Raw genomic sequence first — 16,163 nt, forward strand, 5'->3', positions numbered from 1 at the left:
GCCGATTTCGGAAGCTTTTAGTCTTTATTTTTTTACAGTATTTCCTTTTTCGTAATACTTCTGAACAAAGTCAATCCAGTCTTTTTCTCCTTCCGGTATGCTTACATCGGGCTTAAAGCCGATGTTATCGATCCGAAAATCCTTCACCCAACCATTGCGTCCCCATGGTGTAGCTAAGTTGTATATACCGTCACAGATTCTAAAATCCTGATCGCTTCCGTAATCCATGACACCGTAAGAGTTTGTACCAAAAAGCGTTACCTTTTTGCTTTGTTTACCTTCGAATATGTAGAATTCGGTAGCGCTTCCACTTCCCTTATCAATCAGAAAGGCAATTTGCCGGGGATAGCTTTGGGGATGTACGTCCAGGGTGCGAACCAGGTCACCGGAGTCTTTCACCATTTTGCCAGGGTTTGCCTTTGCGGCATGAAGCAAATTCACCACACGTTTGTAGTAGGGGTCGGCTGTATCCTTATAAGCTTTTAACTCCCGTTCTTTGGATTTGATGAATTCTTCGCTGCTGCGATAATCCCATGCCGGATATACGATTGGATTGGTATAAATGAGTCTGGCCATTTCGTCGGAAGTGCTGGTGTTGCCGCCACCGTTTCCTCTTAAATCCATAATCAGATACGGGGTTTTGGTCAGCAGTTCCCGGTTTGCGGCCAACATACTATCCAGTTTCCCCACTTCCCTCTGGTCGAAAACGGCAAGTTTCACATATAGAAAATCATCATTTAGTTTCCTGAAAGTCAGGAGATCTGTCCTGTTTTTATTCGCTTCCATGTTTGTTACCGCCTGTTTTGTGCCTCTCATCCATACCGAGGATACATGGCTGTCCTTAAAAAAGCCGGTATAGGTTTGTAAGACGGTCTGGCATGCCAAAGGACTATTAACGGAGGACGCTTTGCTTCGCAGATTTTTGATTAATTTGTCGTAGGCCGGTCGTGTTTTAGTGGTAACCTTGTCGTCAAATCCGGCATAAATCCGGGTTACTTTGTCAATAACTTCTTCCAAAGCCCGGGAGCAGGAACAGTCATCAGAACTTACAGCTTTCTGTCTGGAACTTTCCTGCGCCTGGACAAATGTATAAGTGAGGGCAAAAATTAGGGTAAGAAATGCTATTATTTTCGTTTTCATGGACTGAGCTTGGTTTAGGTATGGCTTTGATTTAGAGAAAAAGCTTTGTTACTTTCATGATTATGTGTCTTGATATACCGCTGGTCAGCTCCCGGCATTTTTATTTCTGATGATGACAAATACGCTTCGTTGTGCAATTATAGAAGTTGAGCCGCTGGCTCAGGAACTCCTTGAAAAATATGTCCATCGTGTCTCTTCGCTGGAACATGCCGCAACATTCGATGACGCCATTGTAGCTTATGATCAACTGCCTGCTATGCGTCCGGATATAATTTTTCTGGATATTAACATGCCCGAAATGACGGGGATCGAATTCCTTAGGGCTTATCCTACCCCACATCCTGCGGTAATTGTAACAACGGCAAATCCAAATCACGCCCTGGATGGTTTCGATATGGGTGTTACTGATTATCTCCTGAAACCCATTACGTTTGATCGTTTCCTTAAAGCGGTTGGCCGCGCCAGGGAAAAAATGAACGGGACTTCCCAGCCAGTTTCTGCTGCTGTCACTGCTGAGAACTTACCGGTTTTGCCAGAAAAAGGTACACCATCAGATTTTATATTTTTCAAGACCGATAAAAAGCTGGAACAGGTTCATTTCGATGAAATCGTTTTCGTGGAATCCCTTGGCGACTACATTAAAGTTTTTCTTTCAGATCGTTTTCTGGTTACACTTGTCACAATGAAAAAACTCTGCGAAACACTTCCTGCTGATCGTTTCCTTCGCATTCACCGATCCTGTCTGGTGCAACTTCGCTATATCAGAACGCTGGAAGGAAACACGGTGATCACAACTTCCGGTCAGGAACTGATTATAGGCCCTAACTATCGGGAGGAGGTAAAACTTGCTCTGAAAAAATGGCTGATTTCATAGTACCACTGTTTTGATTTAGCCTTCATCGACTATGAAAGCAAAGGTATCGGGTCAATGATGTTCAGCTTAATTAATTCGATGGAGTCCATATTATTCCCGATGAAGATGTAAAATGAGTTTTATCGGATAAAACCCGGTTCTCGTCGAAAAAAGTAACTGAAATACTTCCAGAACAGATTCCTTTGAAGAACTTTTTAAAAGGCTCAGGATTTCCCCCAATACTATAATGATCAGACTGGATATCGTTGCGGACAACACAAAATACCACGGCTGGACACGTGCAGGTTTTCATGCTCTGCTGATATCAGGTATTTTACTGCTGATATTTTCTGCATACGTCCCGTGGTTTTTATATCCATCGGCGCCGCTTGATTATCCATTCAAAACGTATGCAGGCCCCATTATACGTGACGCATTTTGTGTGGTCGTCCAGTATTATTTTCTTGTCTTTCTATTCACTCAATATGCCCGAAAACCCTGGTTTCTGGTGATTGGGATGGCGGTTTACTATTTTATTCTTTTTACATGCTATTACTACACGTCCTATCTCGTTAAGCATTATTGCGGCTTACCGGATGATTACACAGGCTCCATCAGCCATTTCGACAGGACACCCTATTGGAAAGCACTGTTTCATCCGGCAACATTCTATCATTTAATGTTCATTATAGAACGGGCCTTTTATCCGCTGGCGTTGAAGTTGCTGATTGAGATATACAGGCGACAGGTACGGAATGCCAATTTGCAACAGGACTACAACCGTCTGGAACTTGATTTCCTGAAAAGCCAGATCAGTCCGCATTTTTTGTTCAATGTCCTCAACAGCATCTATGCGCTTACGGAGGAAGAAAGCCCTCGTGCGGCAAAAATTGTACAACAGTTATCCGGAATGATGCGCTATTCTCTTTATGAAACCGCCGATGTTACGGTACCTCTGTATAAAGAATTATCGTTTATCAGAAACTATGTGGAGCTGGAACAACTGAGAACTTCAAAAAGACTAACCCTTGAAACCAGTTACCCCAATCCTGTGGACGAGAGGCTGGTCATTGCTCCGTTTGTTCTGATCACATTTATTGAAAATGCTTTTAAGCATGGCGTAGGCAGTACCACCAAAAAGTCCTTTGTGAAAATCGATCTCACATTGCGGGACGAAGTGCTTCATCTTACGATTGTAAATAGTAAACCCGTCAATGGCAAAAAAACGTTTGGCGGGTTGGGGTTGGTCAATGTACGCAAAAGACTGGCGGCGCTTTATCCCGATCACCAGTTACAGGTGCTGGATGATGGGCAGCAATATGCCATGACGTTGACGCTGACTTTGTCCAAAAGCAAAATCCCCGCCCCTACTTTAAAAGCCGGGGTGTTGGAAGGTAGGGCGGACAATATCCGGTAAAATTGAGCGTGCGTCGGGAAATTGAAAATATCGGGGATTGTATCAACTTTGTTCTGACCAAACTTCAAAGAAGTGAACAAATAGTTTTTAGATCATTATGAAAATACACGCGGCATAGCCAAATTGGCTGGCGTTTTGTAATTTGCACTTCTAGCCATAACCATGAAATAAATGCCTCCTTCCTTTACTCAGTCGACTTCAGTCCCGCAGGACCCTAAAAGTAAAATCGTTTTTATTGATTATCTGAAAGTAGTGCTGACTGCTCTTGTAATCATACATCATGCCCTGGTAACTTACGGAGCCCCCGGCGGCTGGTATTATTTTGAGAAAACAGAATTGGTAGGCGCCGTCATTCCGATGACGATGGCCGTTAGTGTTAACCAGTCCTTTTTTATGGGCTTTTTCTTTTTTCTTTCTGCACTCTTTATTCCGGGATCGCTAAAACGTAAAGGAAGTGCGGTTTTCATCAAAGACAGATTTTTCAGACTGGGAATCCCTTTAATTTACTATTCTTTGGTTCAGGCAACGGTCATGAATTTTCTCGTTTACCGCTATGCAGAAAACCATGACATTACCTTTATACAATTTCTCTCAGGTTACGACGGCTGGATCAATGTAGGCGTGCTTTGGTTTGTGCTCGCTCTGCTCCTATTCACGCTGTGTTACATCGTTTGGACCAAAATCGCTAACCCTGATGTTAAAGACTGGCCATTGCCAAACCTCAAACAAATTCTGCTTTTTGCTGCTGTGCTTGGGCTCATTACTTTTTTAACCAGGACTGTTTTTGAGGTAGGTTGGGTTTTAGAACCGCTGGGTTTTCAATTAGGGCATTTTCCGCAATACATCTCCATGTTTATCTTTGGATTAATTGCCGCAGAAAACAAATGGATCCAGCAGATTGATCAGCAACATTATCGTAAGCTAAACATTTTCATTATTTGTATGATTTTCATTGGCTTTCCGGTAATTTTTTCTCTCAAAATGGTATTTGGACAGCCGCTGGAATGGTTTGTCGGGGGATGGCATACAGCCGCACTGCTCTATGCTTTCTGGGAACAAATGATTGGCATTTCTATTATGGCTGCATTGCTCATGCTTGGAAAAAACAAGTTAAATACGCATTCCAATTTCATGAATAAAATGTCACGCTGTGCCTTTGCCGTGTACATTCTGCATCCGTTGGTGCTGGTGATGCTATCGCTTATGCTCAAAGACTGGGCAATAGATCCGGCTGTTAAATTCTTAATCGTGGCACCGCTTGGCGTTATATTCAGCTTCTTACTAGGATTTGTTGTCGTGAAAATCCCGGGCGTTAATCGGGTCGTTTAGGAGGATTTAATGATTTGCAAGGAATTGTGTTACCGCTCACTTAATCGCATAGGGTAACCTGGAGTGAGCTATTTGCCAGATTTTCCACCCAACTTCTTAATTTAGCATCCATAAGTCTAAATCCAGTAAATTCTTATTTGAAATTATCATTACCGATGACAGAAAAAGAAATTTTGATCAGCCAGACTTCAAATGCTTATGATTGGACAAATAAGCTTATCGAAACGATTCCGCTCGAAAAATGGGAAATCATTCCCGGTACCATTGAATCCAGTATCAACTGGCAGGTTGGGCATTTGATCATCAGTCATTACTTTCATTCCATTATGGTAATCAGGGGACATCAGATGGATATTCTGCAAAAACTTACTATCAAGGATTATAGTGACTTATTTACGGTGTCGGCACCGATCCTATCCGTAGGAAAAACAGACGCAATGAAATTATTGCAGGATCTGAAAATTATGCAACAAAAGTCGATGGACATTCTGGCAGCCCTATCCGATTCTGAACTCAACAGTCCACTGGAACCCACGCCAACTCCACATCCCATCGCAGCAACAAAATTTGAAGCAATTGACTGGAATATTAAGCACACCATGTATCACTGCGGACAAATTGGTATGCTTAGACGAATTGTTGACCAGCGTTATGATTTTGGTCTAAGGCTAGCAAAATAAACAAGTGAACATCCAGCTCACCTGATCGTATATACCGGCCGTATTAATTCCCTGCATCAAATAATAAATGAATTCTCATAGACCTTCCAAACAATCGGATACACGTATTTCCACCTGGATCGCATTTGCTCTTCTGCCCCTATCCGGCTTTGCAACAGATATTTATGTCCCATCCATGCCCGGCATGGCAAATCAATTGGGAGTACAAGAGGTTCAGATACAATCTACTTTGACTTTTTTCCTGGTGAGCTATGGATTGTCTCAGCTTTTTATGGGAAGTATACTCGACAGTTTTGGCCGGTATCGAATAGGTCTTTTTTCAATGGTTATCTTTGGCGTCGCCAGTTTCGTCATTGCCCTCAGCGTCAGTATCAACGTCATTTTATTGATGCGTGTTATCCAGGGGATATCCGCTGCGACCATTATTGTAGCAAAACGGGCATATTTTGTAGATGTTTACTCTGGCGATAAGTTAAAGCATCTGATGAGCCTGTTTACCATCATTTGGTCTGTCGGTCCCATTGTTGCTCCTTTCCTGGGGGGATATCTTGATCAGTTTTTTGGATGGCAGTCAAATTTTTTACTCCTGGGCGGACTTGTACTGACCTGTGCATTTCTGGACTGGATTTTTGGATCAGAAACAATTAAAGTACCCGTGCAATTCAATCTTCGGAACCTGGCCGGTATCTATACCTCCATGCTTAAAACGCGCAGTTTCATTTCGGGAATTCTGATATTAAGCTTCACATATAGTATCGTCATGCTTTACAATATGAGCGGCCCCTTTATTATCGAAAATAAATTTCACATGAATTCCGTCGTATCGGGTTACTGCTCACTGGCGCTTGGATTCGCCTGGCTATTTGGTGGGTTGATCAGCAAAAGAACAATCTTACGACCGTTTTACGCGAAAATAAATATTAACATTTCCATTCAGTTACTGCTTGTACTGCTGATGCTGACCTTTGCCAGCTCAGCATCAAGTCTGGCTACAATGGTATTTTTTGCGTTCTTAATACAAATGAATACTGCTTTTACCTACAACAATTATTTCACTTACTGCCTGAGCCGTTTTCCAGACTACGCAGCGATGTCAGGAGGCTTGACTGGTGGGATCGTATACATCATGGTTTCTTTTTTCACTTACTCCATGGTTCATTTTATTCCACCCGTCGACATGACAAATCTCAGTATTAGTTACCTGATACTTACTGTTTTTTCGGCACTCGTAATTTTCTTTGTATACCGTACGCAAGGATCAGAATCTCGTACCGCATAAATTGGGCTTGTATCTGTTATCTCAAAGACAAAAAGCCCGAGATAAAAAGTATATTTCGATATTTTCTTAATAGAAACAAAATACGCTTCGCAATGCTGTTATCTAAGCAGAAGACGCTGTAGCACATAGAAATCCGGATTTGTGATAAGGTCGTTGCTCCTCTCCATATTCGTGGCTGGAAGATGAAGGCCTCAATTGCACTTCTTGCTGGTACTCTTTAAGTTAGGGTGATTTAAGTCAAATTTTAACCTGGGAAGCTGATTCGTGGGCATGATCCGACTCGCCTTGCTCTGGGATACGGCCCCGATTGCAAAACCTGTCGTATTATAGGCTGAAATTCCGCCGGCTGATTCAAGTGTCCAGTTGTCTATGTTTTTCACCGCTGCTTTGAACATCTCCAGCGTAAGTCCAGTCCTGGGGCCCGAATATTTCGAATATGACCTCGGAAACACTCGGCTGGGTCAGAAGCTGTTTTTAATACCCTGAATTTCCTGATTTGCAATGGTAAATGGTTAGCCCAATCCACGAATATTTGGATTCAGTAATTAAATATTTTTTATCACCTGTCATCTTTTTCAACAAATCGCTACTAACGGTTCATACTAATGGTAAAAAAGATGAACAGATTACAAATTTTTATACTTGCTTTTATTTGTGTGTCAGGCTTTCCAATGACATCCAAAGCCCAGATTCAAAAAGAACAAACTGACTTGATTGACCGTTATTTGAGCATACAGCAGCAATTAATTGGCTTCAACGGTACAGTCGTGATTGCCAAAGGTGATAGTATAATCTATCGACGGTCCGTAGGAAAAGCTTCATTTGAGCTCGACGTTCAGTTTTCCTCAGATCCTGTTTTTCGAATAGCGTCAATCACCAAACAGTTTACTGCTATGTTGGTTGTGTTGGCTGCCGGAGAGAACAAGTTAACGCTGGGCGATCCACTCAGGAACTATTACCCTGAACTTGGCCAATCGGATTGGGGTAACATAACGATCAGGCAACTACTTACCCACACATCCGGCCTACCACACAACGAAGGTATAGCAGATTACTGGGAGAAAATTTCGTTCCTTCCACTCTCGGACAGGCAGGCCAGGGAGGAGATATTCAAACTAAAACTATTGTCTGTCCCCGGGACTAAGACGCAATATTCCAGTCCAGGATACTTTATTCTGGCTAGTATTCTGGAATTAGTTTACCATAAAAATTATGAAACCATACTAAGGGAGAAAATTACAGCTCCATTGCGGATGGATCACACAGGAGTAGGCAACGCAAAAGAAATTATCCACGGCATGGTTTCTCCTTATCATCAGTTAGCAGATCGACTGATCGCTGCCCCACATCGGGACTATGCTTTGATGAAGGGGTCGGGCAACGTGTATTCAACAGCGGGCGATCTATCAAAATGGAACAATGCCTTAAATGGAAGCGGTCATTTCAACAAAACGGTCACTGACCAGTTGTTCACCATTCAAAATTCACAACCGGTTAACGGACGTAGCGAATCTTATGGTTATGGCTGGTTTCTTAGGAGATCTTCAAACCCGGAAAAGAATTTTAATTTTACCGGTGGGGGTTCTTTTGGATGTTCCGCTATTTCGGGATACTATCCAAATGCAAAGATTTCTATGGTTATTCTCAGTAATGTTTCGACTTTGCCTGTCGGGGAAATGCAGTCCAATATCGAAAGCATTATTTTCGGGGACAGGTTTGATATGCCGGTGGTTCGTACTCCTATAATAATGGAAGCATCGCAACTTGACAAATTCCAGGGAACATACACTGCGGACAATAGTCACCAACTAGCGATTTTCCTTAAAGGAGAGCAGCTCTACGCGAAAATGGGCCAAAATCCATTCTTTGAGTTGTATCCCTCGGATAGCTCTGTTTTTTTTGGCAAAAAGGTACCAGTGCAGATTGAATTTGAAAAAGATTTAGATGACACCATTAAAGGTCTCAAAGCCAACCTTAAGGGACAATCAATTCATTTTGTCAAAAACAAATAGCATGGAAAAACAGTTTTTGGAGATGATCGCCATGCATAAAGGCACCATTCACAAGGTGTCACGACTTTACCGGGACAGCCCTGAGGACCGGGAAGATCTTTTTCAAGAGATTGTTTTACAGTTGTGGCAGTCTTTCCCAAAATTCAGGGGAATGTCCAAACAAAGTACCTGGATATATAGAATCGCCCTTAACACCGCAATGGCATGCTATCGAAAGAAGCGTATAATTTTATCGTTTACCGAGCGGCTACCAGATAAGGAAGACAGCAGCATTGATTGTGAAAACCGGGAAAGAGAGGAGCAGCTGTTTATGATACTAAAAAAGCTAAATGAAGCAGACAGAGCTTTATTAGCATTGTATTTCGAAGACTTCGACTACCGCGAAATTGCAGAAATTACGGGACTGAGCGAAAACCTCATTGCCGTCAAGATGGGAAGAATCAGATCCAGGTTAAAAAAAATCATAAATCCGGCAAAATGAATATCGATGAACTTAAAAACGATTGGAAAAACCTTCAGCCAGACAATACTGGCAAGAAAGAGCAGTCATTCCAAACAAAAGGAAGAGGCAATAGTCAGTTAAAAGCTATCAGACTGCGGCTTGCGATAGAAATGGTGTCGTATGTCTTATTTCTGGCTGTTTACTATACGATGTTTGATGGAGATAGAAAACCGTTATACGCCAATTTGTTACTTGTCGGATCTTTTCTCCTGGTGATCATCCATAGCTTGACTGGCTACCTGGCGGCAAAAAACATCATATCCGGAGAAAATATTTTGCAGTCGATGACTAAATATCACAAAAAGCTTAAAGGATACGCCGTCGTTTCTTTGCTGACACGGACAGCCTCATTGATTTGCCTTTTAATTTTCTTCGTTTCTTCCATAGAGCTTAATGCTGAGAAAAACCGGATGCTTTTTGGCTTAGTCTTGATCGTCGCCATTCAGGCTTATATAAATTATAAGATATGGTCTGCAAGAATAAAAAAAATAGGTGATTGCATTGAAAATTGGCAATCATAAATGGAGAAGCAGGAAGGCAATACCATCTGAAACATCTGGCGTGGCGGTTTAAAGTCCTTGTCTTGGCAGGTACGGCGCAGTTACCTTCTGAACGGTACTATTGATACGGCGAAATTCCTCTCTCTGCATGGAACATTGAACACAACAAACCGACTTTTGATTACAAGTTATCCAACTGAAGCGAACGTCCTTTGTATAATCATTTAATACAGAGAAAAAATGAACTTTACATTGATAACAGGAGCTTCGGGTGGGATTGGTGAGGCTTTGGCAGTGAAGCTGGCAGCAAAAAAGCATAACTTTATTCTCGTCGCCCGCAACGCAGAGAAACTCGCCAGGCTAAGCACACATTTACAGGAAACCTATGGAGTGCAGGCCAATTATATTGCTGCCGACCTCACTAAACAGGGGACTCCATTTCAAATATTTGATAAGACCCAAAAAGAAAATTGGGAGATACACACGCTGGTCAACAATGCCGGAATCGGCTCAGGTGGTGCGTTTGCAGCATTGAATCTGCAATCCGAATTGGATCTGATGCAGCTTAATAATGCATCCCTGGTCGCGATGACCCATCTTTTCATGCAACCGATGCGTGAGCGAAAAAGCGGTAAAATCATCAATGTAGCCTCAATGGCAGCTTTCATTCCGGTACCCTACATGGCAACTTATGCAGCGAGCAAAGTGTTTGTCCGATCCTTTACCGAGGCGATAACGGAGGAATGTAAACCATACAATATTCAGGTTATGTTGTTTGCGCCGGGACTGACAAAAACCAATTTTAACGAAGCTGCGGGCATCAATAATGAAAAAGGGGTTGGGTTGAGTTCAGACTATCAAACAGCTGCAACCCAAACGCCGGAAGAAGTGGCAGACGAATTATTGAAAGCTTTGGACGCAAAAAAACATTTCCAGATATCCGGAAGCAGGAACCGAATGGGCGCACGTTTGGTATCCTTGTTACCCAATGCAATGATCGCCGGATTCATGGCCAATTCGTATCGTAAAAAATCAGGTTTGATTTAGCTAACTTCGCAGGCATGGAAACAACGACAACGGTTCACATTCAGTCGATCAGCCAGCTGCACCAGCTTTTGCAGCTCCCGAAGCCCAGGCATCCCATGGTGAGCCTGACCCGATTTGAGGATTTCCCCGAAATAAAAATTGAGCAGCGGACAAGGCTCTTAACCGATTTTTATCAGGTGACGCTGAAGACAGAATGCCCGTGCAAAATTCAATATGGCCAAAGCACTTTTGATTTTGACGAGGGCGTAATGTCCTGCTTCGCGCCACGGCAGGTCAGTTTTATCGATAAGGATTTCGTACCTGCCAAAGCCGGCTGGCAGCTGTCCATCCATCCTGATTTCCTGCGCAATTCAACTCTGGGCGGCAAGATGAAAACGTACGGATATTTTGATTACGCTGTCAATGAAGCGCTTATCCTCTCCGATGATGAGCAGCAGGCAATAGAAACGATTTTCATCCAATTGCAGAAAGAGTTATCACTGCCCATTGACAATTTCAGTCAGCAGGTATGGATTGCTAATATTGAGCTGATGCTGACTTACTGCGATCGCTACTACAACAGGCAGTTTATCACGCGTAAAACAGTCAGCAATGAGCTTCTAAGCAGCGTTGAAAAGATTTTGAACAATTACTTTGAGTCCGATCAGGCTGACAATGGTTTACCCTCAGCGCAGTTCCTTGCAGAAGAATTACATTTGTCTTCGAAATATCTGAGCGATTGCCTCAAACAGCTTACAGGCAGCACGACGCAACAACTGATACACGAAAAATTAATTGATCGCGCCAAGGAAAGACTTTCGACGACACAGTTGTCAGTCAGCGAAATTGCCTATCAATTGGGTTTCGATTATCCGCAATCCTTTAGCAAGCTTTTCAAAACGAAGACCCGGCTAACGCCGTTGGAATTCAGGGCAGGCTATAATTGAGTAGTGCGCTTTTACCTCAATTGGCTGTCACCGGAAGCAGCTTCTCATGTACTCCGATACCCTGCCCTGCTACGCGACACCAGTCGCAGGTCGTTTTGGAAGAACCTCTCACCATCAAATTCAGCTCGCGCCCATCTACTCAACTCAGCTTGGGGTTGGAGAATTGATGCGCATTACATTGAACTTTCCTAATTTGGCATCAATAATACTAAATCTGCAATTCTGCGCAAAAAGTCAAACAATCTGCAAATGGAAATACAAGCGCTGCTGGATGAGATCAAGAAAATAGAACACGGCTGGCCAAGGCATTTGATCACTATTGTGAAACGATCGGCTACGAAAAGGCAGTGCCCGTCATTGAAGTATGGCTTGCTGACAATAATCCAAATCTAAAAAGAGCAGTTATAGAAGGGCTCCGTATATGGACAAACAGACCATTTTTCAAAACCAATCCTGCCTTGGCTATCAGACTCATCAGCCAGCACAAAGCAGACCCCAGCGAGTATTTGAGAAGATCCGTAGGCAATGCTTTGCGAGACATAAGTAAAAAGCACTCCGCTTTGATTAGCAGCGAAATTAAAAGCTGGGATCTGACGGATCCCAAAATCAATTTTACATATAAACTTGTGATTAAGGATCGATGATATAGCGATACAAACAAACAGCTGAAAACAGCGCCCGGGCGTACAACGCAAAATTAAAATGGCGCTATCAGAAATTCTTCCCGGATACAGCAACGGTTCAGGAATTATTGATTTCGATCAAGGTAATAAATCAGCGCTATCTTTTACTTTTGGCGACTGATCAAATTTACTAAATAAGAATTATGGAACATACAGCCAAATCAATCCGGCCATTCCTGGGTGCCGAAGATTTTGAATTATCCAGGCGTTTTTATCAGGATTGGGGATTTCAGGAAATTGTGCTATCACCTGAGCTTTCCGTATTCAAGCTTGACCAGTTGGCTTTTTATCTCCAGCGGGCTTATGTAAAAGACTGGATCGACAATACCATGATCTTTTTAGAAGTAGAAAATGTGGACCGTTACCACCTGGAATTATCAGCAAAGGAACTGGTCAAAAGATATGAAGGAGTAAGATTATCTGCGGTCCGGATTGAAGATTGGGGAAAAGAGTGTTTTCTGCATGATCCTTCCGGAATCCTTTGGCACATCGGTGAATTTCAGACAAACTGAGTCTAAACATCTTTCAGGTTTCAGACAAATGGCATATACTTACGAAGATTTTAGTAAGCCAATGAGCCCACATGTTAAAAACTGACCTTGATAAAATCGGCAGGTTTTCACAGTCTGATTTTGAACGACTAACGAAATACCTGGTTCCAAGACAATTAGAAAAAAACGACCTACTGCTCGACCAGGGTCAGATCTGCCGCGCTGTGTATTTTATTTCATCGGGATCTGCATATCAGTTCCGCTATGAAGATATCGATGAAAAAGTAACGGATCTTCATCTTCAAAACGAGTGGTGTCTGAACTATGCGAGTTTTATTTCACAGGCTCCTTCTCAAAATATTATTAAAACAAACTCGGAAACAACTGCGTTCGAGCTCAGTGTGACGGCTATACATGAACTGATTGCTCAATCACCTGTATTTCTCCAGCTGGGAAAGATTCTGGAAGGAGTAACAACCAGAACACAGTATCTGGACAACTCCATGTCGCCCTCAGAAAGATATAACGATCTGATTAAAAACCGCCCGTTGGTTCTGCAGATGTTTCCGTTAAAACTCATTGCATCGTATCTGAATATGACTCCGGAAACACTCAGCAGGGTCAGAAGCTCTTTTTAATAACCGGAATTTCTTGATTTGCATCAAGCTGCAGCGCGCAACAGACCAGCCATATTTGTTTTCAAATTAACTGGTATCAAAATGCATAAGTCATTTACAAAAGTTTCCGGGGTCAGCCTGTGTTTTGGATCGCTTATTTCGGTCGTCACCATGGCGCTTCATCCTGCTGGCGGAAGTGTTGAGCACATCCTCAGAATCCGGCATGTTCTTATCTTTTCCCATTCCCTGGGCATTGCTTGCCTTCCTTTTATGGGCTTTGGCGCCTGGGGCTTGTCTTGTCTTCTTCGAACAAACAACAAAGCTTCCCTCCTTTCCCTGTTTGTATTTTGTCTCGGTTTGGTTGCAGCCATGATAGCCGCAGCAGTCAATGGGCTGATCCTGCCACAATTTCTGTCTGATCTGACAGCCAGGCCCGTGGACGAGTCGATAGTGAATTCCATTGTCCGTTACGGTCATCAAATTAATGTTTCCATGGCGAATATTTTCATTTTTGCTACCGGTATCTCCATATCAATCTGGTGTGTGCTGATCATCCAGACACAGAAGCTTCCAAAAGCGGCAGGATATCTTGGTCTATCACTTTTAGGTTTTGGGTCATTTTGTCTTCTATTGAAGGCAAACTTTACCGATCTGTATGGTTTCAGAATTTTTGTAGCCGGACTGGCCACATGGCTAACAATAACAGGTATCGGGATGATCATGAAAGAAAAATCAGAAAATAAATACGCTGGCAATTAAGCATATACCTTGTAATGCATTGAATTTTTTGCAGCTTAAAACAGTAAATCTGTCTCCTCCATAAGATAAATGGTGAGAATTATATTATTCACTTTTACCGAAAACATTTGCTGTGAATCCATACAAATGTGTCACTGGAAGACAACTAAACCTTTTTTATTATGAGAGCTACCTTATTTTTATCTGTCTTTTTGCTACTGGGCTTAATCTTATGAGCTGCAAGGTGGATCAGGATGATCCGACGATCGTAGGGCCTGAGCCGGAGCCGCGCGTTAATTATTTAGGAAGGGACAGCATTACAACGGGCGATTACAGAGGTATTGCCATCAATACATCTACAGACGAGGCTTTCGAAATACCGGAAAAATAAGACTGTTGTTTATCTGGGTGCAGTTAATTATTATTTTGCAGATGTTACCGACCTGAAGGGGCGCCTGCGGCTTTTTGACTGGCTGGTGCTCGACGAGACATTTGATACACCAACCGGCGTGCAGCTTCAGCTTGCTTCTGGTAAGGTCAAAAGCATTCGTCTTAATAACGGAACAGAGCTAAGCAAGTGGCCACAAGGAGCCATTTCACAAGAGGCAATCGCGACCGACGATGCCTTGGAAGTCCTGTATGATAAACTGATTGTGCTAAGCAGGTCGAACGACTATAAACACAAATTCCAGCGCGTTGTATTAGGTGCCAAATACGATTACGCCCTATATGATCCCAAGAAGGCGGAATTGCCCTGGGCATTTATTTATGACACGCGCACGCAGGGTATTACAGAACAGGCACGGGTTTATTTTAAAGATAAAAAAGTTGCCTACATCCTGATAGATCGCTTTCAGCAATATTAGATCTGGCTGCGATCCGTATTTCCACACTTCACATCGGGCTTTCGTTCAGCGGCAGCCTGATGCCTGATACAAAATACCGCTCATCGTCTGCTTGCCTGAGATTTGCATACGATCCGAATGCACCTGCTCAACAGATTAAACCAATTCCTGACCTTTAAAATAAAGCCGCCCACTTCGTTATAATCGTATAATTTTTCCCGATAGACGGTAAATATCCTTTTTACTTAGTCCCTGAAACCTGGCAGTTTCGTAGATGCATAGAAGTTCCGGCTGCTGTGCTTTGGTAGGATCAGGACTCAAATCGGTATTTTCCATCAGACGAATCAGCATCTGCTCAATCCTTGTCAGACGCTGAGCAAAAATATGGAACGGATTTATTTTTCAAGCTCATCAATCCTTTTTCAGTAGTTTAGATTACTTCATCTCCAACCTCGTTTCCTCTCATTCTCCACAAGTGAAATGAATCTCACCTGGCTTGTTCCGGTTAAAGGAACGCTCATACCGGATATAACCATATTCGCTCAGCTCACCGAAATACTTAAAATACGTATCCCGGCAGGACAACTTAGCCAGCCCGATTATCTGATGACTAAAAACCCGGATCGGGCTGATCCTCCCCTGCTCATTCCAGTAGTTGCGCAGCGATTCATACACACCAACATTTTTACTACTAATCCTGGGATTTTTTTCGATGGCTTTGACTGCTGCAACCAACAGGGAAATGGAAGTGGAGGTATCGATAGGTCGTTTTCGGAATGATTTGTACTACCGGCTTAACGTCTTTCCAATAGTAATTCCATCACTTCGGCAGCGAAAAGAAGACATCGCTGAGCTTGTAAAACATTTTTCCGATGAGTTTGCCAGTCAATACGGAAATACACAAATCTGAGCATTTCTCTCAACACTAATGACTGGAATATTTTAAACCTTCCAGATGTAGAAAAGATAAATTTTTCAGAATTCATATTGGGAATCTTTCATAGACTAATTGAGTCTATGAAAGATCCTCACCACCGGTACAGTAGAATTCGATTGGTCTGATACTTCCGGCATTTCAGCGTCAAATACATATACTTTGCTATT

General features: G+C 42.7%; 19 protein-coding genes. 18 read left to right on the plus strand and 1 reads right to left on the minus strand.

Annotation, left to right across the window (positions count from 1 at the left end):
* Positions 1 to 24: 24 nt before the first annotated feature.
* Positions 25 to 1,140 (minus strand): S41 family peptidase, encoded by a 1,116-nt coding sequence (locus AC1XUO_RS27230; protein WP_483332995.1) that lies wholly within the window; start codon positions 1,138 to 1,140, stop codon positions 25 to 27.
* A 109-nt stretch (positions 1,141 to 1,249) separates the two neighbouring features.
* Here AC1XUO_RS27230 and AC1XUO_RS27235 point away from each other — a divergent pair, with 109 nt between their 5' ends.
* The 18 genes from AC1XUO_RS27235 (at position 1,250) to AC1XUO_RS27320 (ending at position 15,969) form a co-directional block, all read left to right on the plus strand.
* Positions 1,250 to 2,014, plus strand: a complete 765-nt coding sequence (locus AC1XUO_RS27235; protein ID WP_483332996.1) for a LytR/AlgR family response regulator transcription factor — start codon at positions 1,250 to 1,252, stop codon at positions 2,012 to 2,014.
* 226 nt (positions 2,015 to 2,240) lie between these two features.
* Positions 2,241 to 3,410, plus strand: a complete 1,170-nt coding sequence (locus AC1XUO_RS27240) for a sensor histidine kinase (RefSeq protein ID WP_483332997.1) — start codon at positions 2,241 to 2,243, stop codon at positions 3,408 to 3,410.
* Positions 3,411 to 3,581: 171 nt separating this feature from the next.
* Complete coding sequence (locus AC1XUO_RS27245) at positions 3,582 to 4,739, plus strand: acyltransferase family protein (RefSeq protein WP_483332998.1); 1,158 nt, start codon at positions 3,582 to 3,584, stop codon at positions 4,737 to 4,739.
* A 155-nt stretch (positions 4,740 to 4,894) separates the two neighbouring features.
* Positions 4,895 to 5,419 carry a DinB family protein gene (locus tag AC1XUO_RS27250; RefSeq protein ID WP_483332999.1) on the plus strand — a complete coding sequence of 175 codons (525 nt, stop codon included), beginning with the start codon at positions 4,895 to 4,897 and terminating at the stop codon, positions 5,417 to 5,419.
* A 67-nt stretch (positions 5,420 to 5,486) separates the two neighbouring features.
* Positions 5,487 to 6,698, plus strand: a complete 1,212-nt coding sequence (locus AC1XUO_RS27255) for an MFS transporter (RefSeq protein WP_483333000.1) — start codon at positions 5,487 to 5,489, stop codon at positions 6,696 to 6,698.
* Positions 6,699 to 7,315: 617 nt separating this feature from the next.
* Positions 7,316 to 8,710, plus strand: a complete 1,395-nt coding sequence (locus AC1XUO_RS27260) for a serine hydrolase (RefSeq protein WP_483333001.1) — start codon at positions 7,316 to 7,318, stop codon at positions 8,708 to 8,710.
* A 1-nt stretch (position 8,711) separates the two neighbouring features.
* Positions 8,712 to 9,191: an RNA polymerase sigma factor gene (locus AC1XUO_RS27265; RefSeq protein WP_483333002.1), complete on the plus strand. Its 480-nt coding sequence runs from the start codon at positions 8,712 to 8,714 to the stop codon at positions 9,189 to 9,191.
* A complete protein-coding gene (locus AC1XUO_RS27270; protein ID WP_483333003.1) occupies positions 9,188 to 9,733 on the plus strand; it encodes a hypothetical protein in 546 nt (181 codons plus the stop codon). The genes AC1XUO_RS27265 and AC1XUO_RS27270 overlap by 4 nt, the downstream gene beginning before the upstream one ends.
* Positions 9,734 to 9,952: 219 nt before the next feature.
* Positions 9,953 to 10,759 (plus strand): SDR family NAD(P)-dependent oxidoreductase, encoded by an 807-nt coding sequence (locus tag AC1XUO_RS27275; protein ID WP_483333004.1) that lies wholly within the window; start codon positions 9,953 to 9,955, stop codon positions 10,757 to 10,759.
* A gap of 14 nt (positions 10,760 to 10,773) precedes the next feature.
* Positions 10,774 to 11,685 (plus strand): helix-turn-helix domain-containing protein, encoded by a 912-nt coding sequence (locus AC1XUO_RS27280; RefSeq protein WP_483333005.1) that lies wholly within the window; start codon positions 10,774 to 10,776, stop codon positions 11,683 to 11,685.
* A gap of 347 nt (positions 11,686 to 12,032) precedes the next feature.
* The gene (locus tag AC1XUO_RS27285; RefSeq protein WP_483333006.1) at positions 12,033 to 12,329 is read left to right on the plus strand and encodes a DNA alkylation repair protein; all 297 of its coding nucleotides are present in this window, start codon (positions 12,033 to 12,035) and stop codon (positions 12,327 to 12,329) included.
* A gap of 182 nt (positions 12,330 to 12,511) precedes the next feature.
* Entirely contained in the window at positions 12,512 to 12,880 is a 369-nt protein-coding gene (locus AC1XUO_RS27290; protein WP_483333007.1) for a VOC family protein, read from the plus strand.
* 71 nt (positions 12,881 to 12,951) lie between these two features.
* On the plus strand, positions 12,952 to 13,497 hold the full coding sequence (locus tag AC1XUO_RS27295) for a Crp/Fnr family transcriptional regulator (protein ID WP_483333008.1): 546 nt from the start codon (positions 12,952 to 12,954) through the stop codon (positions 13,495 to 13,497).
* 81 nt (positions 13,498 to 13,578) lie between these two features.
* Entirely contained in the window at positions 13,579 to 14,235 is a 657-nt protein-coding gene (locus AC1XUO_RS27300) for a hypothetical protein (RefSeq protein WP_483333009.1), read from the plus strand.
* Positions 14,236 to 14,446: 211 nt separating this feature from the next.
* Positions 14,447 to 14,605, plus strand: coding sequence for a hypothetical protein (locus tag AC1XUO_RS27305; RefSeq protein ID WP_483333010.1), 159 nt, complete (start codon positions 14,447 to 14,449; stop codon positions 14,603 to 14,605).
* Entirely contained in the window at positions 14,556 to 15,080 is a 525-nt protein-coding gene (locus AC1XUO_RS27310) for a hypothetical protein (protein ID WP_483333011.1), read from the plus strand. Before AC1XUO_RS27305 ends, AC1XUO_RS27310 begins: the two co-directional genes overlap by 50 nt.
* A gap of 459 nt (positions 15,081 to 15,539) precedes the next feature.
* Positions 15,540 to 15,839, plus strand: coding sequence for a hypothetical protein (locus AC1XUO_RS27315; RefSeq protein WP_483333015.1), 300 nt, complete (start codon positions 15,540 to 15,542; stop codon positions 15,837 to 15,839).
* Positions 15,802 to 15,969, plus strand: coding sequence for a hypothetical protein (locus tag AC1XUO_RS27320; protein ID WP_483333012.1), 168 nt, complete (start codon positions 15,802 to 15,804; stop codon positions 15,967 to 15,969). Before AC1XUO_RS27315 ends, AC1XUO_RS27320 begins: the two co-directional genes overlap by 38 nt.
* Positions 15,970 to 16,163 lie beyond the last annotated feature (194 nt).

Source organism: Dyadobacter sp. HNCC25DJ186, assembly GCF_056895235.1.